At 69.2% G+C, this 21,926-nt stretch carries 13 protein-coding genes; 6 read left to right on the top strand and 7 right to left on the bottom strand.

The window, feature by feature from the left end; all coding sequences use genetic code 11:
* Positions 1-32 precede the first annotated feature (32 nt).
* From VG556_RS14895 to folE, 4 genes are all read right to left on the bottom strand, one after another.
* A complete protein-coding gene (locus VG556_RS14895; protein WP_069118226.1) occupies positions 33-3,413 on the bottom strand; it encodes an ATP-binding protein in 3,381 nt (1,126 codons plus the stop codon).
* A gap of 16 nt (positions 3,414-3,429) precedes the next feature.
* Entirely contained in the window at positions 3,430-4,131 is a 702-nt protein-coding gene (locus VG556_RS14890) for a DUF4194 domain-containing protein (protein ID WP_005421303.1), read from the bottom strand.
* Positions 4,118-5,587, bottom strand: coding sequence for a DUF3375 domain-containing protein (locus VG556_RS14885; protein ID WP_032960145.1), 1,470 nt, complete (start codon positions 5,585-5,587; stop codon positions 4,118-4,120). Before VG556_RS14885 ends, VG556_RS14890 begins: the two co-directional genes overlap by 14 nt.
* A gap of 112 nt (positions 5,588-5,699) precedes the next feature.
* Positions 5,700-6,311 (bottom strand): GTP cyclohydrolase I FolE, encoded by a 612-nt coding sequence (gene folE / locus VG556_RS14880; RefSeq protein ID WP_004141296.1) that lies wholly within the window; start codon positions 6,309-6,311, stop codon positions 5,700-5,702.
* A 593-nt stretch (positions 6,312-6,904) separates the two neighbouring features.
* Here folE and VG556_RS14875 point away from each other — a divergent pair.
* From VG556_RS14875 to VG556_RS14850, 6 genes are all read left to right on the top strand, one after another.
* A complete protein-coding gene (locus tag VG556_RS14875; protein WP_012481667.1) occupies positions 6,905-7,360 on the top strand; it encodes a MarR family winged helix-turn-helix transcriptional regulator in 456 nt (151 codons plus the stop codon).
* A gap of 108 nt (positions 7,361-7,468) precedes the next feature.
* Complete coding sequence (locus VG556_RS14870) at positions 7,469-7,678, top strand: DUF1656 domain-containing protein (RefSeq protein WP_010487502.1); 210 nt, start codon at positions 7,469-7,471, stop codon at positions 7,676-7,678.
* Complete coding sequence (locus VG556_RS14865; protein WP_049442557.1) at positions 7,675-8,592, top strand: HlyD family secretion protein; 918 nt, start codon at positions 7,675-7,677, stop codon at positions 8,590-8,592. Before VG556_RS14870 ends, VG556_RS14865 begins: the two co-directional genes overlap by 4 nt.
* The gene (locus VG556_RS14860; protein ID WP_100450825.1) at positions 8,589-10,049 is read left to right on the top strand and encodes an efflux transporter outer membrane subunit; all 1,461 of its coding nucleotides are present in this window, start codon (positions 8,589-8,591) and stop codon (positions 10,047-10,049) included. Before VG556_RS14865 ends, VG556_RS14860 begins: the two co-directional genes overlap by 4 nt.
* A gap of 3 nt (positions 10,050-10,052) precedes the next feature.
* Complete coding sequence (locus tag VG556_RS14855) at positions 10,053-12,092, top strand: FUSC family protein (protein ID WP_014648929.1); 2,040 nt, start codon at positions 10,053-10,055, stop codon at positions 12,090-12,092.
* 94 nt (positions 12,093-12,186) lie between these two features.
* Positions 12,187-12,585, top strand: a complete 399-nt coding sequence (locus tag VG556_RS14850; protein ID WP_100450826.1) for a hypothetical protein — start codon at positions 12,187-12,189, stop codon at positions 12,583-12,585.
* A 390-nt stretch (positions 12,586-12,975) separates the two neighbouring features.
* Here the strand turns inward: VG556_RS14850 and recD are convergent, their stop codons facing one another.
* From recD to recC, 3 genes are read right to left on the bottom strand one after another with little or no spacing between them, the layout of a single operon-like run.
* Positions 12,976-14,856, bottom strand: a complete 1,881-nt coding sequence (gene recD / locus VG556_RS14845) for an exodeoxyribonuclease V subunit alpha (protein ID WP_100450827.1) — start codon at positions 14,854-14,856, stop codon at positions 12,976-12,978.
* Positions 14,853-18,530 (bottom strand): exodeoxyribonuclease V subunit beta, encoded by a 3,678-nt coding sequence (gene recB / locus VG556_RS14840; RefSeq protein ID WP_100450828.1) that lies wholly within the window; start codon positions 18,528-18,530, stop codon positions 14,853-14,855. The genes recD and recB overlap by 4 nt, the downstream gene beginning before the upstream one ends.
* Positions 18,527-21,871: an exodeoxyribonuclease V subunit gamma gene (gene recC, locus VG556_RS14835; protein ID WP_100450829.1), complete on the bottom strand. Its 3,345-nt coding sequence runs from the start codon at positions 21,869-21,871 to the stop codon at positions 18,527-18,529. Before recC ends, recB begins: the two co-directional genes overlap by 4 nt.
* Positions 21,872-21,926 lie beyond the last annotated feature (55 nt).

Below are 21,926 nucleotides of genomic sequence, written 5' to 3'. Positions count from 1 at the left end.
CGCGGGCCGGCACCCCCATTCAATCGACCGGGTCAGGCTTCGGCTTCTTCCGGTTCGTTGGCCTGCTGGCGGCTGCGCTCGGGCAGCTTCAGGCGCTTGCCTTCTTCGTCGTACTCGATCAGCAGCACGCCGGAGTCGTGGCGGCCGCTGATCTCGACGAAGCAGGCGCCACCGATGAACGGCTCCAGCGTCATCACCGACTTCAGCGGGGTGGCGACCACCATCTGGAAACCGAAGTTGTCGAAGATGTTCATCGCCAGCGCGGTGAACTCGTTGTCGGCCTTGTCGAAGGCTTCGTCGAGCACGACGGCGGCGTAGCTGGGCAGCTGGCTGTCGGCGCCGCCGAGCTGGTAGCGCAGTGCCGCAGCCAGGCAGGTGGTGGCCAGTTTCTGGCGCTGGCCACCGGACTTGCCCGCGCCACTACGGTAGATCTCGACCTGCTGGCGCGTTTCCGCATCCAGCTCGACGCCGATGAACTCCACGTGCATGCGTACGTCCAGCACCAGCTCGCGCCAGCGCTTGTCCTCGCCTTCCTGCGAACCCAGGCGGTTGACCAGCTGGCGCAGCACGGTGAACTGCGATTCGGCCAGCTCGCGCTGCTCGGTCTGCTGCTGCGCCAGCACCTCGCGCAGCTGCAGGTGGAACTCGCCGACTTCCGGCAGGCGGCGGTCGCTCAGTTCGATGGTCAGCAGCGTGCCACGGTTGAACGGCACCTGCTCCAGGCTGGCGTTCACTTCGTCCAGGCGCTGGCCAATCGACTTGCGGGCCTCGGCGCTGTGGCGCTGCAGGGCCAGCAGGTTGTTCTTGCTCTGGTTCTGCAGCAGATCGAAGAAGCGCTCTTCGTGCTGCGGCAGGCCGTCGCGCTCCAGGCGCTCGAGGCGGGCAAGGAAATCCTCGGCCGAGGCCACCGATACGGTGAAGTCGCCCGATTCCTCCGGCCACTGCTGGATGAAGCGACGGAAGCAACCGATCAGCTGGTTCTCGATGCGGTTGAGGTCCTGCTGCGAGGTCGACAGCTGCTCGTTCAGCGCGTTGCTGACCTGGCGCATGTGCGCCTCCAGCGTTTCCAGGCTGAGCGGGCCCTGCTCCTGCAGGCGCTCGGCGAGCCCGGCTTCCTGCTCCTGGGCCAGGCTCGGCAGCACCAGCGCACGGCTCTGCTGGCGAGCGCGGTCGAGGCGATCGCGTTCCTTGACCAGCTGGCCGCGCTCGACGCGGACGTCTTCATAGGTGCGGCGGGCCTGCTCGATGTCGGCGCGCACGGCGTCGATCTGCTTGGCCAGCTTGGCCAGGTCGGCATTGCCTTCGCGCAGGTCGCGCAGGGTGGCCTCGATATCGGTCAGGCGCTGCTGCGGGGCGGCGATGTCGATCTCGTTCCAGCTGATGCTGACCAGCTCGTGGCAGGCCAGCCGGCGCTCGTTGTCGCGGTCACGCTGCCCACGCAGGCGCGCGATGTCGGTCTCGCAGCTGGCGATGCGCTTGGCCAGTTCCTGGGCTTCGCGCTCGAAGGCGCCCACCTTGTCGTGGTTGTTGAAGCCGAGGATCCAGCGACGGCGGTCGCCCACCGCACTGCGGTCGTCCTTCTCGAAGCGGTCGCCGGGATGCTTGACCTGGCCTTCTCGGGTGATGCCGCGGTCGACGTTGCGCAGCTGCTTGGCATCCACGCACTCGTAGTCGAAGCGCTTGCCGAGCTCACGGCGCAGCCAGCTTTCGAATACGTGCTCGCGCAGCTCCAGCTTGTGCAGCAGCGACTTCGCCGACGGCTCGCGCGCGAACGCATCATCGTTGCGGCGCACACGGTAGTAGGTGAAGCGCATGCCCAGGTGAGTGCGATTCACCCACTCGGCGACGTCGTTGTAGTGCTTGTCATCGACCAGCAGCGACAGCGCGAAGCCACCCAGCACACGCTCGATGGCACCCTGCCAGCCCTGCTCTTCCGAGCGGACCTGGATCAGCTCGCCGACAAACGGCAGCGCCGCCTCGGCAATGCCGGTTTCCTCGGCCAGGCGCGCGCGCAGCTTCTGCATCGGCGCAGGGATGTTGGAGGGCGTGCGCTGCATCGCTTCGAGTTCCGCACGGACTTCGCCGAAACGGCGCTCGTCATCGCGCTTGCCACCCAGGCGATCGCTGATCGCATCGTCCAGCGCCGAAGAGGCACGCTGGCGGTCCTGCAGTTCGTTCTGCGCACGCTCGACCAGCTCGGCGAAGCCGTGTGCGTCGTCCGGAAGTTCAGCCCCCAGCTGCTGCGCGGCCAGGCTTGCCTGCTCGCGCTTGGCTTGGCGGCGGTCACGCTCGGCTTCGGCGCGGCCCTGCTCGCGTTCCAGTTCCTCGATGCGCTCACCGCCCTGCTGGCGACGCTGCAGTTCCAGTTCGGCCAGGCGCTCGGTGTGGTTGTCCAGTGCGGCACGGCGCTGGGCTTCTTCCCCGAGCAGGCCACGGTCACGCACGTCCATCTCGCGCAGGCGCGCCTCGATCAGCGCCTGGCGGCGGCTTTCACGGAAGCTGTCGACGCCAAGCTTGAGGGCTTCGTCGTCGCCGCGCCGGCGGTGCATTTCCTTCAGGTCGTTGTAGTAGGCGCGTGCCGGCAGCAGGGTCTCCACCTGGCGGCGGGCGGTGACAACGGCCTGGTGCGCGCCATCGAGTTCGGCGAAGTCGCTGACCAGGCGCTCGGCGGCGTCGAAGGTCTTCGGCGTGTCGAGCATGAAGTCGCGCAGGAAGACGTTGAGGTCGCCCAGGTTCTTCGCCGACTGCGTCTTGTGCAGCAGGCGCAGCGCCATCTCGTTGTCGATGCCGAGCAGGTCGCGGAAGCGCTCGGCGTAGCCGGAGAAGGTGTCGAAGTGGTGCAGGTCAGGCAGCTTCTGCTTGAGCTTGCGCAGGTCCAGGTCAAAGCCGCCAAGATCCTTGGCGATGTCGAACGGACGCTCGGCGATCATGTAGTGCTTGCGCACATCGCCGGCCGAGGTGCCGTTGCCGGAGATCCACAGCAGGCGCACCAGGCTGACCACGCGGCCATCGCCGGCGCGGTACTCCAGCACCAGCGCAGTCCAGGTCGCGCCCTTGCGAAGGTACTGGGTGGCGATTTCGCCGGTGCCGCTGTCCTGCTGGTCGGCCCACGCGCCACGCACGTAGGACACCAGGTTGCGGTCGCGGCCACTTCGCTCGGCTTCACGCGCGGCGGCGTTGAAATCGACGATGGCCGGCGGCGTCAGCAGCGCGGACATGGCATCGAGCAGGGTCGACTTGCCCGAGCCGGAACGGCCGACGAACAGGAAGCCACGCTCGGCGATCGGTACTTCGGTCAGTCCGTTGAACGTGCCCCAGTTGTGTACCTGCAGGCGACGCATGCGGAACTGCTGCAGGCGCGGGTCCGGCAGGCCTTCGTTGAACAGGGCGGGAGTGTGCTTGGAGATAGCCATGCGATGGTCGGGTCTCTCAGGCCTCGGCGGCCGGGGTTTCACGCAGCTGGCGGTAGACCGCCGAAAGCTGGGATACGTCTTCGGCGGAGAACAGCAGCTTCAGCGCCGGCGAGACTTCGTGGCGGTCTTCCTGGCCGCTGAGGCGGGTCAGGATGTGGTTGTCCTTCATCTTCTGCACCGCCGAAGCGACGCGGCGATTGAAGCCGGCGCGGTCGGTGGACAGGTTCTTCTCGTAGATGGCCAGCGCTTCGGCCATCTCGGCGTCGGCGACCACCGCGCGGTTGCCGCGCGCATCGGCCTCGGCCAGCTGCTGGCGCAGGTACAGCAGCAGCACCGAGTCGATGAAGGTCAGCGGCGAGGTGCGCAGCAACACCGGCGCATCAACGTCTTCGGTGTCGGCCTGGCGGGTGAAGGCCACGCCGCTGTCACGGTCGAGCACCAGTTCCAGGAACAGGTCCGCCAGCGAGGAGCGGATGGCCGCCTCGCTGCGGATCAGTGCCGGCCACAGCTTGGCGTGGCGCAACTGGTCGATGCTGGGGCCGATCAGCAGCTGGCACAGCGCGCGGCGTGCATCCAGCGGCAGGCGCCCGGTGTCGCCGAGATAATACACGTCATTGCCACGGCGGGGCTGCGCCACGGCCGCCACCGGTTCGGCTTCGTAGGCGTCTTCCGCCACGTCGGCCTGCGGTGCGTCGATGGGATCTTCATGCCAGCTCATGGCGTCTCTCCTGGGTGAACCAAACCAGCGGGATGCGGGCGCGACGGACCTGGCCGTCGCCACCACGCCATTCGGCAAGCTCCTGCTCACCAGCGATCACGTTGCCGAAGCGGGTGCCCAGCGACAGGTAGCCGATGACGCTGCCAAGACCCTGCGGTGCTTCGCGCTGCGACAGTGCCTGGGCGATGCTGAGCCGCGGCTGTGCATCGAGCAGGTCGTGCAGGTCGCGGCGCAGGGTGCGGAAGTCGATTTCAGACGAAGCGACCAGATCACCGACGCTCTCCAGGCTGATGGCTGCGGCGTCGTTGTACTCGACGTTGCCATCGACCTGGGCGCTGCGCGGATCGTGCAGCTTCCACTGCGACCACGAGCGCAGGCGGCTGGTGGTCAGCTGCAGGTCGCGGCCGATGCCGCGTTGTGCGGGGAATTCGTCGCGCAGGGCCAGCGCTTCGGACTGCGCCTGCTTCAGCAGCTGGTTGAGGCGGCGCTGTTCCAGATAGCCACGGCTCTGCACGAAGCCACGCAGGCTGCGCGCGAAATTCTGCAGCACGTCGTGCACCTGGCCACCGCGCTCGAGCATGGTGCTGGTGAAGCCGCGCAGGAAGTTGCGTTCGTTACGGTCCAGGCGGCGGGCGAAGCCACGCGCCAGCACCGCTTCCAGCGCGGCATCGAGCTGGGCGCTCTGTTCGGCGTCGTTGAGCAGGCGCCAGAAGGCCTGGAAGCTGCGACCGGCATCGCTCTCGCCGATCACATCCACGCCTTCGAACAGCTGCGACAGCACATCGCCGCGCTCGCCCTCGTCGTCGATGATGCGTTCGCGGAAGTCGCGGTTGAGCTGCTCGAAATCGTCACGCACGCGACGGAAATCCTCGGTCAGCTCGTCGGCCAGGCCGATGATCTGGCGCGCACGCTCCAGCGCGCGCTTGCCATCCAGCGCGACCACGCGGCCGGCGCCGACGCGGGCGATCTCGGCGTCGATGCGGTCGCGCTCGTCGCGCAGTGCCGACAGGCGTGCGTCCGGATCCGATTCGGTCTGCGCGGCCAACTGCGAGAGCTGTTCGATGACCAGCGCCAGGCGGCTTTCGGTGGCGGCCACGCGGGCCTGCTCAAGACCATCGGCGAAGCGGATGGCCTGCAGTGCCGCAGTCGACAGCTCGTACTGCTCCTGGTCGGCGCCTTCGGGCAGGCGGCGTTCCAGCCAGCCCTGGGCCAGCCAGTGCGCGATGTAGGCCTGCGCGGTACGCGGCAGCTCACGCGACAGTTCGTCGCCGTTGAGCTGGTCCAGCGCACGCTGCAGGCGCTCGTTGAGCACCGACGACGGCAGCGTGCGCTCGCCGTCCATCAGCAGCCCCTGCAGCAGGCCGATGATTTCCGGGGCGTGGTCGGCGGCAAGCAGCTTCCACTGGGGCTGTTCGCGCAGATGGCGGTAACGGGAGATGCGTTCGCGGTGCTTCATGCAGCGAAAGGAGTCATGAGGGCTGGCGGGGACGAGCAGCCGCCCGCGGCGGCCGCGCGGGCAGCCGTGGGCATGCCGGCCCGCAGAGGCCGGCGCAGTGCGGTCAAGCGGCTCAGCGCTTGCCGCCCACTTCGATGAAGCGCAGGAACTCGGCGCGGGTACGCGCGTCGTCGCGGAAGCTGCCCAGCATCTTCGAGGTGACCATGCTGACGCCGCGCTTGTGGATGCCGCGGGTGGTCATGCATTCGTGGGCACCTTCGACGACCACACCGACGCCGATCGGCTGCAGCACATCCTGGATGCACTGGGCGATCTGCGCGGTCATCTTCTCCTGCACCTGGAAACGGCGGGCGTAGGCTTCGACGACGCGGGCCAGCTTGCTGATGCCCACCACCTTGCCGGCCGGCAGGTAGCCGACGTGGACGCGGCCGATGATCGGCGCCATGTGGTGCTCGCAGTGGCTTTCGTACTCGATGTCACGCAGGACGATCAGTTCGTCGTAGCCGGCCACTTCCTCGAAGGTCCGCTCCATGTAGGCGCGCGGGTCGTCGCGGTAACCGCTGAACCAGTCGCCATAGGCTTCGGCGACACGGCGGGGGGTATCCAGCAGGCCTTCGCGGGACGGGTCCTCACCGGCCCAGCGCAGCAGGGTGCGCACGGCATCCTCGGCCTGGTCCTGGGTCACGTCGCCCTGCGGGGCGGCCTTTTCGTTGTTCTTGCTCATTGCGTACAGCGTCCCGAACGGGGGGCGAGCATCGTACCCGACCGGGGGGTGGGTCGTCCTGTTGGGACGGTTCATCGGGGGGTTCTTCCGGCGCCTCGTTGCTGCTGAGCGAGAGGGGGGAGGGGCAGGCCGGGCAGGACACGCCGCAAGTACGTCCCTGTAGGCTCGGCCACGGCATCCATGCCGTGGACGGTCCTGCCCGGCCTGCCCCTCCCCCTCTCCGACGGTTTCCTGCGGGCGCGGCCGGACCGCCCGAAAGCGGGGGCAAAAGCGGGGATTCATGGCTTCGGAAGCACCGCGGGCCGCTGCTGCGGTGGGTGCGGGCCGTTGGTCCGCACTGCTCCTGCCTTTAAAGAGCCAACCCACCGCGCTCGCGGGGTGATGGGAGGGCAGCGGGGGCCGGGCGGGGCAGGACCGTCCGCGGCATGGATGCCGCGGCCGAGCCTACAGGGACGTACTTGCGGCGTGTCCTGCACCGTCCGGCCCCCGCTGCCCCACCCGACACCAGGCAGGCGCAACGCTTTCCCCACTACACCCCCATTCAGAAAAACCTATTGATAGGAATGAAATTAGTAGTATCCTATCTATCTCTTATGGACCGACCCCTCGACGAGCGCACCGTGCTGCAGATGCAGCTCAGCTCCGGCCTGCTGTACGCAGGGCGGCAGTGGCAGCGCCTGGCCGACAGCCGGCTCGGCAGCTACGGCATCTCCACCGCCTGCACCATGCCCCTGCTGATGATCGGCCGCTCCGGCGGTGGCATCCGCCAGGTGGCGCTGGCCCAGCAGCTGGGCATGGAGGGTCCTTCCCTGGTGCGCCTGCTGGACAAGCTGTGCGCCAGCGACCTGGTCCGCCGCGAGAGCGACGCCAGCGACCGCCGCGCCAACCTGCTGTGGCTGACCGACGCGGGCCATGCGCTGGTCAGCGAGCTGGAAGACCAGTTGATCGGCCTGCGCCAGGACGTGTTCGGCGAGCTTTCCATGGATGAACTGCACGCCGTGCTGAAGGCATGGCGCCTGCTGGCCGAGGCCGCCGACCGCATCACGTAAGACCGCTGCCCCCGAATACCGCCGCTGCCGTGCACACGCCAGCGGCTTTTACCCGTTGCTGTTGTTTCGTTGTTCCTCCCCTCCCCCACCTCGCCCCCGCCCCTACCGATGCCCGGTGAATTCAGTCTCCACGGAGTGTTCGTCCCGACCCTGCTCGGGCTGATGTTGTTGGCCTACCTGGTCAACAGCGGCCTGCACGCGCTGCTGCAGCGTGCCGGCGCCTATCGCCACGTATGGCACCCGGCGCTGTTCAACCTGGCCCTGTACGGGATCGTGCTTGGCCTGCTGTTCCACCTCCTGCGTTGGATGCAATCGTGAACAAGATCGTGAAGAAGACCCTGCCGGTGCTGCTCACCAGCGCAGCCGTGATCATCGCCCTGCTGGTGCTGCGCCAGCTGTGGGTCTATTACATGGATGAGCCGTGGACCCGCGATGCCCATGTCGGCGCCGACGTGGTGCAGGTGGCGCCGGACGTGTCCGGGCTGGTGGAAACGGTGCAGGTGGCCGACAACCAGGCGGTGAAGAAGGGTGACCTGCTGTTCGTGGTCGACCGTGCCCGCTACCGCATCGCGCTGGAGCAGGCCCGCGCCAACCTGGCCGAGCGCCAGGCATCGGTGGCGCAGCTGCGCCGCGAGATCGGCCGTGACCGCAGCCTGCAGGACCTGGTCGCCGCCGAGGACGCCGAAGTGCGCCGCGCCAAGCTGCAGGCCGCACAGGCTGCGCTGGCCACCGCACAGGCGGCGGTCGACCTGGCCGAGCTCAACCTGGGCCGCACCGAAGTGCGCGCACCGGCCGATGGCCGGGTCAACGACCGCACCCTGCGCGTGGGCGACTACGTGGTAGCCGGCAAGCCGGTGCTGGCGCTGCTGGATACCGGCTCGTTCCGCATCGATGGCTACTTCGAGGAAACCCGCCTGCGCGGCGTGGCCCCGGGGCAGCGCGTGGACATCCGCCTGATGGGCGAGTCGGCCCCGCTGCGTGGCCATGTGGAGAGCATCGCCGCCGGCATCGAAGACCGCTACCGCAGCAACGGCAGCACCCTGCTGCCGAACGTGACCCCGGCCTTCGACTGGGTGCGGCTGGCACAACGCATTCCGGTGCGCATCGCCATCGACGAAGTACCCAAGGGCGTGGAACTGATCGCCGGCCGTACCGCCACGGTGACCGTGGACACCGGCCGCCATCCGCACAACGACAAGGCCGGCACTGCGCCGACACAGGCGGGCCTGTGAACGCCGCCCTGCCCCGTCTCGGCCTGATCGTTGCGCTGGCCAGCCTGGCGGCCTGCAAGACCGTCGGCCCGGATTACGCCCTGCCGGAAGGCTCGGCCTTCAAGCGCCCGCAGGCCAATGCGGCCTTCATCGATACGCAGAACCCGCAGGTGGCCGCCAACCAGGCGCTGCCCGACCGCTGGTGGTCGCTGTACAACGACCCGGTGCTGGACGGCCTGATCACGCAGGCGCTGCGTGACAACGTCGAGCTGAAGGCCGCCGATGCACACCTGCGCCGTGCCGCGGCGGTGTACGAGCAGGCGCTGGACGCCGGTGGCTTCGAGTACGAGGCCGAGGCCGGGGTCAGCCGCGCGCAGCTGTCGGCCGAATCGTTCCTGCAGGAGCACGAGCTGCCGGTGATCAACCTGGCCGATGGCAAGTTCGCGGTCAGCTACCAGTTCGACCTGTTCGGCAAGCTCAAGCGCGGCGCCGAGGCAGCGCGTGCCGACGAGCAGTCCGTTGCTGCCGCGCGCGACCTGGCCCAGGTCAGCGTGGTCGCGCAGGTGGCCGACAGCTATCTGGAAATCTGCCACGCCAACCACGAGCTGCACGTGGCCGAACATTCGCTGCAGCTGCAGCAACGCAGCCGTACGGTCACCGAGCGCCTGATCGCGGCTGGCCGTGGCACGCCGCCGGAACTGGCCCGCGCCAATGCCCAGGTCGCGCTGCTGGAAGCCGCGCTGCCGCCGCTGCGCGCGCAGCGTTCGGCGGCCGCCTATTCGCTGGCCGCCCTGCTCGGGCAGACCCCGGGCCAGCTGCCGGCCGGCGTGATCGACTGCGCGCACGCGCCCAGCCTGGCGCAGCCGCTGCCGGTCGGTGATGGGCGTGCGCTGCTGCAGCGCCGTCCGGACGTGCGCCAGGCCGAACGCAAGCTGGCCTCGGCCACCGCGCGGATCGGCGTGGCCACCGCCGAGCTGTACCCGGACATCCGCCTGGGTGCCTCGGTGGGTGCCGCCGGCCTGCTGGAAGACTTCGGCACGCCGATGACCCAGCAGTGGTCGATCGGCCCGCTGATCTCGTGGACGCTGCCGTCCTCCGGCACGCACGCACGCATCCACGCCGCCGAGGCGGGCGCCGATGCCGCGCTGGCCGAGTTCGACCACACCGTGCTGCAGGCGCTGCGCGAGACCCAGACCGCGCTGGACCGCTATGCGCAGGACCTGCGCCGGCTGCAGTCGCTGCGCACTGCGCAGGAACAGGCCGCATTGGCCGCCGAGCAGAACCGCCGGCTGTACCAGGGCGGCCGCACGCCGTACCTGTCCAGCCTGGATGCCGACCGCAGCCTGGCCACCAGCGATGCCACCCTGGCGGCCGCCGAAGCGCAGGTCTCGCGCGACCAGATCCACCTGTTCCTGGTGCTGGGCGGTGGCTGGCAGGCAAGCGCCACCGCGCCCAACGCCTCGACCGCAGCGAAGTAAACCATGAACGCGCTGACCGACCGCCAGGCCTGGCTGTTCTCGATCAAGACCTACCTGGCCGCAGTGGCCGCGCTGTACATCGCCATGGCCGGCAACCTGTCGCGCCCGTACTGGGCGATGGGCACGGTGTACATCGTCAGCCAGCCGCTGCTGGGCCCGACCCGGGCCAAGGGCGTGTACCGCATCGTCGGCACCTTGGTGGCCGGCCTGGCCACCCTGCTGGTGCTGCCGGCGCTGGTGGAGACGCCGCTGGTGCTGAGCGCGGCCATGTCGATCTGGCTGGCCGGCTGCCTGTTCATGGCCCTGCTCAACCGCGGCCCGCGCGGCTACGCGTTCCTGCTGGCCGGCTACACCACCGCCTTCATCGGTTTCCCTGCGGTGACTTCGCCGGAGACCATCTTCGACACGGTGGTGGCACGCAGCGAGGAGATCATCCTCGGCACGGTCGTGGCGGTGCTGGCCGCTTCGCTGCTGTTCCCGGCCTCGGTACGCCCGATGCTGCGCGCGCGCATCGGCAACTGGATGGAGGACGCCGCGCAGTGGTGCCGGCAGATCCTTGAACGTGGACGCGCGCACGCGCCGCGCAACCGGCTGGCCGCCGACCTGGTGCAGTTCGAGGCACTGATCGAATTCCTGCGCCGCGATGATCCGCGCCATGCCGGGTCTGCGGTGTCGATGGAGCGCCTGCGTGAGCGCATGCTGCTGCTGTTGCCAGTGCTGTCCTCGATTGCCGATCGCCTGAGTGCGCTGCGCAGCGACGGCCAGGCCCTGCCCGAAGGGCTGCCGGCGCTGGTCGATGACATCCACGATTGGCTGGATGGCCCGACCAACGCCAGTGAATACGCCCGCCTGCGCGCGCGCATCAGCGCGCTGAAGCCGCAGGTGGACCGCGACCTGCAGCATCTGCAGCTGGCCAGCCTGCTGCTGCGCCTGGAGGAACTGGTGGACCTGTGGCAGGACTGCCGCACCCTGCAGCACGCCATCGACCACGGCACCGCGCCGCTGGACCGCGCGCATTACCGCATCCGTACCGAACGCGTGGCCGCCGACAAGCACGTCGACTACGGCATGGCGCTGTTCTCCGCGCTCAGTGCCGGCGTGGCACTGATGAGCTACTGCGTGCTGTGGATCGCGCTGGGTTGGGAGGGCGGTGGCAACGGCGCGATGATGGCCGCGGTGACCGCGGCGTTCTTCGCCGCGCAGGACGACCCGGCACCGAGCATGGTGTCGTTCCTGGTGTGGGCCATGGTCGCCTCGGTGGTGGCAGGCGTGTACCTGTTCGGCGTGTTCCCGGCCGTGCACGACTTCGGCCTGCTGGCGCTGGTGCTGGCGGTGGCGTTCCTGCCGCTGGGGCTGATGCTGCACCACCCCAAGAGCGCGCTGTTCGCACTGCCGCTGACGGTGAACCTGGCCGCGCTGTTGAGCCTGCAGAACACCTACAGCGCCAACATCCAGACCTTCCTCAACTCGTCGATCGCGATGTTCATCGGCATTGGCTTTGCGGTGGTGATGACCCGCCTGTTCCGTTCGGTGGGTGCCGAGTGGACCGCGCGCCGGCTGGTGCGGCAGGGCTGGACTACGCTGGCCGAGGCCGCCGAAGGGCGCGGCCAGCAGGACCGCCAGCGCTTCGCCGCACGCATGCTCGACCTGCTGGGCCTGCTCGCGCCGCGCCTGGCGGCAACCCCGGAGGGCAGCGACATCGCCTCGGTGGATATGCTCAACGAAGCGCGCATTGGCCTGAACATCCTGCAGCTGCGCCGCGCGCGGCTGGAACTGCCCGAGCGCAGCCGCGAAGCGGTCGAGCACATTCTTGAGGAGATCGCCGCGCACTACCGGCGGCAGATTGCCGCACGCAAGCCGATGGTGGCGGCCGACGCATTGCGCGAGCGGCTGGATACCTCGCTGGGACGGGTCGGCAGCGTAGCCGCCTGCAAGGCACGCGACGAGGCGCTGATGGGCCTGATCGGCCTGCGCTTCGCGCTGTTCCCGGAGGCGAAGGCGCTGGCGCCGGGCCTGGCCATGAGTGCAGCCGAACAGCCGTAGCGCGATACCCTGTGCGTCCACAGACCCCGTTGCCGGGGTCGGATCCTTCGCTGCGGGCGAAGGCTCTGACCCCTGCTCTGCACAGGAAGCTCCAATGAGTTACGACATGATGGTGTTCGAGGCCAGCGCCGCACCACGCGAGGCGGCAGCTTTCATCGCCTGGTTCGAAAAGCAGACGCAGTGGAACGAGCGCCACGAGTATGACGACCCGGCGGTCAGCAGCCCGGCGCTGCAGGCGTGGTTCGCGGAGATGGCGCAGGACTTCCCGCCACTGAACGGGCCGCTGAGCAACGACGATGACGACCGTGCCGAGGTGACCGAGTACAGCATCGGCCAGCAGGTGATCTACGGCGCGTTTTCCTATTCGGTAGCCGAACGTGCGCACGGGCGCGTGCAGGACCTGGCCGAGAAGCACGGCGTGGGCTTCTTCGATGTGAGTGCCGATGAAGCGGCAATCGTGTTCCCGGATGGGCTGGTGTTGATCGCGGAATAGGTGTGGCGGCAGGGCTGCGCCCTGCACTTGCCGAATCAACTTCAACGGCAACGTCAAAGGCTGGCATTCCGTGGGATGGCGGGGTAGGTCCGGTTGAGGGGGACGCCGTAAACCCATCCATGGGGGCTTGGTCGCGGCATCCATGCCGCTCACACCCCCTCAACCGGACCCACCCCGCCTTCGACAGTTTCCTGTGATCTGTCGGCACGGCGTTCTGCTCTGGTGGGTGTCGACCTTGGTCGACACGGTAGATCCACGCCATGCGTGGATGAACGTCGGAATGATCGAACTACGCTTTTGTAGAGTCGAGCCATGCTCGACTGCTTCTGCCTGGCGATCAGGTGAAGGGGTCAGAGCCCGTTCCCGGTGGGAACGGGATCCGACCCCGGTTCAGAACAAGGTGCCCTGCACGGTAGGCTGTTCGATGCGCGCCGGTGCTTCGGCCACCGCTTCCGCACCCAGCCGCCAGGCCAGGCCACCCAACCGGCTGGCGTGGCGTTTCAATGCGGCCTGCAGCACCTCTGCGCTGCCCGCCACATGCAGCACCTGGCGGGCGCGGGTCAGGCCGGTGTAGACCAGTTCGCGCGACAGCACACGGCTGTCCTGGCGTGGCAGCTGCAACCACACTTCATCGAACTCCGAGCCCTGTGCCTTGTGCACGGTCATCGCAAAGGCGCTTTCGTGCGCGGGCAGTGCGGCCGGGTGGAAGGCGCGCGGCTGCTCGACGCTGTCGCCGGGGAACCAGGCCACCATCGCGCCGCTGCTGTCGCGCAGGCAGATGCCGATATCGCCGTTGAACAGGCGGTGCCGGTAGCTGTTCTCGGTGACCAGCAGCAGGCGGCCCTGGAAGTAGCCCGGGGTGTTGCCGGCCAGCAGCTGTTCGATGCGGCTGTTGAGGCCACGCGCGCCCTGCGGGCCTTCGCGCAGCGCGGTCAGCACGCGCAGGCGCCCGGCCTGCTGCAGGGCAAGCGCTGGATCGGCCGCGTCGGCCAGTGCACGCCAGTGGCCCAGCAGGTGCTCGCGCTGGCCGCGCAATGGATCGGCCTCGCCTTCGTGGAAATGCACGCCGGCCAGTTCACCGCCGCGCAGCAGCTGCAGGGCGGCGCCGGCGTCACCCTCGCGCACGGCATCTGCCAACGGGGCCAGCACCAGTGCATCGCTCTGCCGGTACCCTCGTTGCAGCTGCACGCGGCGGCCGGCGAAGGTGTTCGGTTCGGCCTGGGGCTGCAGCGTGGACGGCGCCAGCAATCCACGCAGCGCCTGCGCGTCATCGGCGCGGGTGCCGATGCCATCACCGCTGGCACGCAGGATCGCACTGAGTACGTCGCCGGCCTCCACCGACGGCAGCTGGTCGGGATCGCCGAGCAGGATCAGCCGCGTGCCGCTGGCGATCGCATCGACCAGCTTGGCCATCATCGGCAGATCGATCATCGAGGCTTCGTCGACCACCACCACGTCCACCGGCAGCGGATTGTCGGCGTGGTGGCGGAAGCGCGGCGAATCCGGGATCACGCCGAGCAGGCGATGCAGGGTGGTGCCGGAACTGGGCAGTGCCGCGCACAGCGCCGGGTCCACGCCGTGCTCCTGCAGGCGCTGCACGGCCAGCCGCAGGCTCTCGGCCATGCGTTCGGCGGCGCGCCCGGTGGGCGCGGCCAGCGCCACCTCGGGCAGCGGCTGGCCAGCGTGCCGGGCCTGTGCGGCCAGCAGCAGCAACAGCCGCGCGATGGTGGTGGTCTTGCCGGTGCCGGGACCGCCGGTGACCAGCGCCAGCGGATGGCGCAGGGTCACGCCGGCGGCGCGTGCCTGGTGATCCTCGCTGCCCAGTGCCTGCGGGAACAGCTGCGCGAACAACGGTGCCAGCGCGGCCATGTCCGGTGCCGGCAGCGGATGCCGGCCGATGCGCTGCAGCCCGGCCGCCAACTGCCGCTCGTACTCGCGATAGCGGCGCAGGTAGAGCAGGCCGTTCTCCAGCACCAGCGGCGCATCCTCGGCGATGGCATCGGCCTGCTCCGGCGTCGCTACCCAGGGCGATGCGCGCAGCTGCGCCAGCCAGTCCTGCGCGGCAGGCCATTCGGGCACGCCGTCCAGCAACCGCTGCGGTTGTGCCGGATCAAACCCGGCATGGCCCTGCGACACCGCCAGCGAGGCCAGCGCGGCCACCAGCGCCACACTGTCCGGCGTGTCGTCGCGCAACCGCTGCAGGCTGGTCGCCAACGCGTGATCGAGGGTGCGCAGCAGGCCCTTCTGGTGCAGTTCCTTCAGCAGGCTCATGCGCTGGCCCCACGGGCACGTGCGGCCAGTTCGGCCTGGGCCTGTTCGCCACCTGCGAACAGTGCGTCGAGTGCATCCACCAGCGCGAACGGGAAGCGGTCCACATGCACGCCGTTGCCGGCAGCATCCAGGCCGCGGCAGAACAGGTAGCGGATGCCCCCCATGTCGCGCTCGTAATCGTAGGCCGCGCCCAGACGGAAGCGCAGCCAGCGATGCAGGGCCACGGTATAGATCAGCGCCTGCAGGTCGTACTCGCTGTGGCGCATGGCAATGGCCAGCAGGTCCGGACTGTAGCCGGGCAGCCGGTTGGATTTGTAGTCGAGCACGTACCAGCGCCCGTCGCGCACGTAGGTCAGGTCGATCATGCCGGTCATCAGCCCTTCCAGGCGGCGGCGCTGGCCGAAGCCGCGACGCGCACTGGAAACCCCATGTGCATGCAGCAGCTGCAACAGCGCCGGTACCGTGGTCGGTTCGATGGCGAAATGGAAGTCGATTTCCGCGCGCCGCTCGCCTTCGCCCAGGCTGTGCAGCGCACCGCCCTCGGGCAGTGGCACGGTGAGCGTGTGGCCGACCAACGGCACCAGCACCGCCACGCCATCGTCCAGGTCGACGTCGGCATAGCCTTCATCGTGCAGCGCCTTGCGCAGCACCTCGGCCTGGCCCTCGGGCGCTTCCAGGCCCGGCTGCCAGCCCCCCCACGCAGCGAAGTCGACGTTCTCCATCGCCTCGTGCAGCACGTTGCCGAAGCGGCTGCCCATGAAGCGCGGGTCGACCGGCGGGCTGTCTTCGACGGCGGCGGGTTCCGGCAGCGCGGGCTCCAGCGGCAGTTCCGGGCCCGCGGGTTCGTCGGCGGCGGGCGCCGGCAGCTCGGTGGCGGCGGCTTCAATATCACTGCCAGCGCCCGCGTCGGCATGCGCCAGCTGGGTGAAGCTGTATACCCACCAGTCGTGCGGCACGCGCCGGGTCAGTGCACGCACTGCCGGAAGATCCCCTTCCACTTCGGCCGCCAGCTGCGGCAGCGCGGCCACTGTCTCACTGTCATCGATGTGCACGTCGGCGTGCGCGCGCAGCGCCTGCAGGTCGCCCAGCAGCGGCGCCAGGCGCGTCTTGCCAAGCCCGGCCAGATCACCCACGGCGATCCACAGCGCATGCTCGGCGCGGGTCAGTCCCACATACAGCAGGCGCGCATCCTCGGCCCGCTGCTCACGCTCGCGCTGTGTGCTGGCCGCTTCCCAGGCCTCGTCCCTGTCCAGCTTCCAGTGCAGCTGGCGCTGGCCATCGACGTGCACGGTGCAGTGCGAGGCGGTGTTCGGTGCGCCGCCGTCGATGCCGACGAAGGGCAGGAACACCAGCGGATACTCCAGGCCCTTGCTCTTGTGCAGGGTGATGATCTGCACGCGGCGTGCATCCGATTCCAGGCGCAGCAACTGCTGCTCGTCATCCTGGTCGGCGCTGGCCATCTGCCCCTGCAGCCAGTCCAGCAGGCCATGCATGCCCAGCGCCTGCGCCGAGGCTTCCTGCAGCAGTTCGCCCAGTTGCAGGTAGTTGGTCAGGCGGCGCTCGCCGTCGATCAGCGCCAGCAGGCGTTCGCCGTGCGCGGCACAGACATCGGCGATCACCGCGAACGGACCACCGCGCTGCCAGCGCTCGCGCCAGTGCAGCAGCTGCGCCTGGAACCCGCGCTGCAGGTCGCCCTCGCGCTCCATCGCCGCGATCGCACTGGCCCGCTGGCCCAGCAACACCGTGGCCAGCGCTGCACGCAGGCGGCCTTCGTCTGCCGGTTGCAGCAGCGCCAGCAGCAGCGCGCGCAGATCACGTGCCTCACTGGTGGCGAACAGGCTCTGCTTGCCCGCCGCCACTGCGGGTATGCCCACCGCAGCCAGCGCGCGCTGCACCAGCGTCGCCTCGCGATGCGAGCGCACCAGCACCGCGATATCACCAGGCTGCACCGGGCGCCCACGCAACACCGCTTTGCCCGCACGCGCCTCGACCAGGGCCTGGTGGATCGCAGCCACGCAGGCCTGGGTCGCTGCCTCACGCGAGGCATCGGCACTCATCGCCTTGTCACCCCCGCTGCGCAGCACGCGCAGGGTGAGTGCCTTGGCGGCGTGGCCGTCGTGCAGATAGTCCTCATCGGTGCGCACGCCACCGGGACGCACCGGCTCGAACTGGATGTCACGCTCGAGGAAGGCGTCCTCACCCCCGTTGTCGTACAGCGCCTGCAACGCGCGCAGCACTGACGGTCGCGAGCGGAAGTTCTGGTCCAGCACCGGCGCCTGCTGCGCCACCTGCTTGGCCTTCAGGTAGGTGTGGATGTCGCCGCCGCGGAACCCGTAGATCGCCTGCTTGGGATCGCCGATCAGGAACAGCGCCGGTGCCAGGCCGAGTTCGCGCACCTCCGGCGAATCGCCGAACACGGTGTGGAAGATGTTCCACTGGCGATCATCGGTGTCCTGGAACTCATCGACCAGCGCGATGCGGTACTGCGCGCGCAGCTGCCTTACCAGCGGCAGCCGCTGCGGGCCTTCCAGGGCCAGTGCCACGCCATCGATCAGATCGTCATAGGTCTGCACCCGGCGCGTGCGCTTCAGCGCCTGCAGGCGCTGCATGGCTTCGGCGCGAAGCGCGTGCAGGAAATTCAGCGCAGTACCACGCAGCCAGGCATCGCGTTCGGCCAGCAGCGCGACATAGCGCGCCAATGGCACCTGCACTGGCGACGACGGCGTGCGGTCGGGGAACTTCTTGTTGGTCTTGTCGGTTAGCACCTCCGGCAGCAGTGCCGGCAGGCGCTCGCTGGCCAGCAGCTCGCGCGGGTCGCCGCGCTCGGCCCAGGCCAGCAGCTGCCGGCCCAGCGAGTGCAGCCAACCCAGCTTGTAGGACACCCCGTTGATCCACTTGTTGTCGACGGCATCGCAGAGGTCGATGAAGAACTGCTCGCCATGCCCGCGCAGCGCCTGCTGCAGTTCGGTGGCGGCGGCCTGCAAAGCCGGCTGTGGATCGGCCAGCGCCACCGGCCGCGGCAACGGGTGCAGAGGCGGCGCAGCCAGCAACGCGCGCAGATCGGTGGCCAGCGCGTCCGGGTTGGACCACAGCCAGGTCAGCGGCTCCAGCGTGGCCGCGTCGTTGGCATGCACCCGCCACAGATCGGCCGCCAGTTCCTCCAACAGCTCACGGTCGCTGGCCAGTAGTTCCGGCGGATCGAAGGTATGGCCGCTCTCCAGCGCATGCTCGCGCAGCACGCGGGTGCAGAAGCCGTGGATGGTGAAGATCGACGCCAGGTCGATCTCATCGGCGGCCACCTGCAGGCGGCGCTTCAGTGCGGCGGCGCTCTCGGTCCCCCCCTGCAGATGGCGCTGCAGCACCTGGCGGGTCAGCCTCGTGTCCGGTGCTTCGCCCTCGGCCGGTTCCAGATCGACCAGGCGCGCGGCCAGCGACAGGCGCTCGCGGATGCGCTTGCGCAGTTCCTGGGTGGCGGCATCGGTGAAGGTCACCGCCAGGATCTGGCCGATGCGCAGGCCCTGCTCCACCACCAGGCGGGTGAACAGCGTGGCCAGGGTGAAGGTCTTGCCGGTACCGGCGCTGGCCTCGATCAGGCGGATACCATCCAGCGGCAGGGCCAGATAGGGATCGCCCGCCATGCGCTGGGAGTCCTCATCGACGATGGCGGTGCTCATGCGCTGCCCTCCTGGCGTGCATCGGCGCCAAGGGTGCGGCCTTCGCGCACCGCGCTGAAGACCACCTGGCTGTTGCGCAGCAGATCGGCATAGCCGGCGTCGGTGGCAAATGGATCGGCACCGCGCAGCAGCAGCTGCCAGGCGTCGCTGCTGGATTCACCCCAACTGCGGTCGCTGCCGTGCCACTGCTTCCAGCCTTCGCTGCGCTGCTTTTCGGCCGGCGCGTTGTACAGCACCCAGCCGGTGTAGGGGGCAAAGCGCAGCGGTTCACGCAGTCCGCGTTGGCGCAACTGCAGCAATGCGCGCAATGCCGCGCGTGCAGCAGGAGCACTCAGTGCCGGCAGTACATGCGGGCCGGGACCGGCGTCGCCGCCATCATGGAACTGCACCAGCGGCAGGGCATCGCCGGCAGCGTTGGCCAGCAGCCAATCCAGGCCCTGGCGGATCACCGCAGTGCCATTGAGGGTGCCAGCGCGCAGGCGCACCAGCCCGTCGGGGTGTCGATCGGCCACACGGCCATGCAGGCGCACGCCATCGATCTCCACTTCATAGCGGCGGCTTTCCAGCGGCTCGCCCTGCATCCAGCCCAGCAATGCACTGGCATACGGGCGGGTCTTCAACTGCTCCACCTCGAACTGGCGCTCACCCAGGGGGCCCGACGGCAGCAGGCCACGCGCGCGCAGCCGCGGATACAATGGCTCGGTATCGCCACTGAGCGTGGCGCGTACCACCGCCGCCTGCACGCTGCGCCTTTCCGGCCCGCGCGAGGACAGCACCAGCGGTTCCAGGTCATCGACCTCCTCGACATCGTCGGCCAGGCGCAGGCCCAGCGACTGCGCCAGGAACTGCCCGGCCGGATCGCACAGGAAGCGGCGCAGGGTATCGAGTGCAACGTCGTCTTCCACCGCATCGTCGAGCGGCGGCAACGCGGCATCGAACCACGGCTGCAGGCCTCCGCGCGCGCCGGTGAGGCGACCGGCGGCCGGATGCCATTGGCGGCGATAGCTGAAGCGGCGTGGATCACCGTCACCGAACGCCGCCGGAGAGAACGGCTGCAGTGCGTGGCGCACGGTGAAGTCGCGGACCGCCGCAGGCGGATCGAGGTGATACGCAGCGGCGGCATCGATCAGTTCACTGACCAGCACCGACGGCTCACGCGCGCTGCCATCGCGCGGATCGGCACCGAGGTAGCTCAGGTAGAACACCTCCTGCGCGGCGGCGAACAGCTGCAGGAACAGGAAGCGGTCGTCTTCGCGGGTGGAGCGGTCGCCGGGCCGGCGGCGCGGCGTGTCCAGCTCGGCAGTGAGCTGGTTGAGACCGGCAGCCGGGTCACGGCGCGGGAAATCGCCATCATTGAGACCGAGCACGCAGATCACCCGGAACGGCAGCAGGCGCATCGGCACCATGCGGCCAAAGCTGATGCCACCGGTCAGCAGCGGCGCGCGCGTATCGGCCTCGCCCAGTGCCCCGGCGAAGTGCGCGCGCACGACCTCCGGCGGCACCCCGTCCGTGAAGCCGGCCTTGGCGGCATCATCGGCGAACTGGTTGAGCAGCTTGCGCAGGCGCTCCAGGGCACGCTGGCTGTTGGGCGAACTGGGCGCAGTCGGCAGCAGCGCGTCCAGCAGCGACAGCAGGCGTTGCCGCCACTGCGCCGGCGTCAGCAGTTCGCCGAGGCGGCGCTGGTAGACCGCCAACACGCGCAACAGGCGCAGCAGCCGGTCCAGGGCTTCCAATGCGCCGCCCTCCAGCTCGATCCACGGGGCAACACCGGCCAGGTCGGCCTCGCTGCCGGTGGCATGACCGAGCACCAGGCGATCCAGCGCGAACTGCCAGGTGTAGGCGTCGTCGGCCGGGGCCTGGTGCTGGTTGCGGTGCTTCGCATCCAGGCCCCAGCGTGCGCCAGCCTGCTGCAGCCAGCCATGCAGGCGATCAAAGTCCACCGCCTCCAGCCCGGCCGCTTCGGCCAGCGGCGCGCTGGCCAGCAGGTCCAGCACTTCGTTCAGGCCGAAACGCGAGACCGGCAGGCCCAGCAGGTGCACGAACACGTCGGCCAGTGGCTCGCCGGCGAGCGGACTGCTGTCGGCCAGCGCATAGGGAATGTGCTCGTCCTCGCCCCCACGGCCGCCGAACACTGCTTCCAGATAAGGCACATAGGGGTCGATGTCCGGTGCAAGCACGGCGATCTCCCGCGCCTGCAGCGGCGGGTCGAAGCGCGGGTCCTGCAGCAGGCTGCGCAGCTGGTCGTGCAGCACCTGCAGTTCGCGCAGGCGGGTATGGCAGGCGTGCACCTGCAGGCTGGGATCGTCGCTGCGCAGCCCGTCGCGCAGCTCGCCCGAGGGCAGCGCACGGCGGTGGAACAGATCGCGCTGCAGGCGATGCAGCAGGCTGTCGGACAGTCCACCTTCGGCCAGCGTCGGCCGGGTGTCGTCCTCCGGATCGGAATAGGCGGCGATCTCGCCGGCCGGGTGCACCACCTCGTAGCCGCCCAGCACCGCCATGAAATCGCGCCCGGCCGCGCCCCAGGCTTCCAGCAGGCGGTTCTCACCGGCCGCTTCACCGAAGGGATCGGGCGCGCCGCTGCGCAGGCGCTCGGCCAGCGTCTGCAGGTCACCCCAGTACGACTGCACCGGCGTGGGCATATAGAAGTGCAGCTCGCCCACCCGCGCCTGGGTGGCCATCACCCGCAGCACATCGGGCGAGATGTTGAGCGTCGCGAACGCGGACATGCGTGGTGGCAGGCCCTGCGGCAATTGCTGGCCGGCGCCCTCGAAGCGGTCCAGGTAAGCCTGGATGCGGCGCGCGCGGTAGTCGTGGCCAGCGGCGATGCTGCGCCAGAGGATGGCCTGCGGGTCGGCCGGGTCGGCGCCGGCCTCCCAGCGCAGCAGCCAGTCGCGGCGCCAGGCCTGGTACTTCTCGAACACCGACGCCAGTTCACCGGCCAACGCCCACGGCTTCAATGCATCGCTACCGGCAAGATAGGACTGCAGCGCGCGCATCGGTGGCTGCGCCAGCAACGCCGGGTCGCGCAGTGCCTGGTACACCTTCCAGTGCAGGCCGGCCGCGTCCAGGTCGTCGCGTTCGCCGGGCACATTGGCGTTGAGTGCACGGGCAACGAACTCGCCCGGGGTCAGGAACTCAAGATTGGCGGCCACGCCATATTCGGCAGCGAGTGTTGCTTGCAGCCAACGCCGCATCGCCACCTGCGGAATCAGCACCACCTCCGGCGCCAGCAGCGGCTGACCCGCAACCGGCGCACGCACGTTGCGCGCCAGCAGCGCGGCCAGCACGTCCAGGGAGTTGGAATGGTAGAGGCGGAAATCGCTGCCCGGGTCACTCATCATGCACAGTGTGCAGCACGGCAGGCAGTATTCAATGGCCGGCCCATCGCCGGTACGG

The sequence above is a fragment of the Stenotrophomonas sp. CASM106 genome, from assembly GCF_049384825.1.
GTDB classification, from domain to species: Bacteria; Pseudomonadota; Gammaproteobacteria; order Xanthomonadales; family Xanthomonadaceae; genus Stenotrophomonas; species Stenotrophomonas muris.
The sequence above is the reverse complement of the archived record's forward strand: the minus strand, read 5'-3'. Positions and strand labels throughout refer to the sequence as shown.

Excerpts from the sequence above, each read along its gene's own strand:
- VG556_RS14895 (WP_069118226.1), bottom strand. The coding sequence starts at position 3,413 with ATGGCTATCTCCAAGCACACTCCCGCCCTGTTCAACGAAGGCCTGCCG.
- VG556_RS14890 (WP_005421303.1), bottom strand. The coding sequence starts at position 4,131 with ATGAGCTGGCATGAAGATCCCATCGACGCACCGCAGGCCGACGTGGCG.
- VG556_RS14885 (WP_032960145.1), bottom strand. The coding sequence starts at position 5,587 with ATGAAGCACCGCGAACGCATCTCCCGTTACCGCCATCTGCGCGAACAG.
- folE (WP_004141296.1), bottom strand. The coding sequence starts at position 6,311 with ATGAGCAAGAACAACGAAAAGGCCGCCCCGCAGGGCGACGTGACCCAG.
- VG556_RS14875 (WP_012481667.1), top strand. The coding sequence starts at position 6,905 with ATGGACCGACCCCTCGACGAGCGCACCGTGCTGCAGATGCAGCTCAGC.
- VG556_RS14870 (WP_010487502.1), top strand. The coding sequence starts at position 7,469 with ATGCCCGGTGAATTCAGTCTCCACGGAGTGTTCGTCCCGACCCTGCTC.
- VG556_RS14855 (WP_014648929.1), top strand. The coding sequence starts at position 10,053 with ATGAACGCGCTGACCGACCGCCAGGCCTGGCTGTTCTCGATCAAGACC.
- VG556_RS14850 (WP_100450826.1), top strand. The coding sequence starts at position 12,187 with ATGAGTTACGACATGATGGTGTTCGAGGCCAGCGCCGCACCACGCGAG.
- recD (WP_100450827.1), bottom strand. The coding sequence starts at position 14,856 with ATGAGCCTGCTGAAGGAACTGCACCAGAAGGGCCTGCTGCGCACCCTC.
- recB (WP_100450828.1), bottom strand. The coding sequence starts at position 18,530 with ATGAGCACCGCCATCGTCGATGAGGACTCCCAGCGCATGGCGGGCGAT.
- recC (WP_100450829.1), bottom strand. The coding sequence starts at position 21,871 with ATGATGAGTGACCCGGGCAGCGATTTCCGCCTCTACCATTCCAACTCC.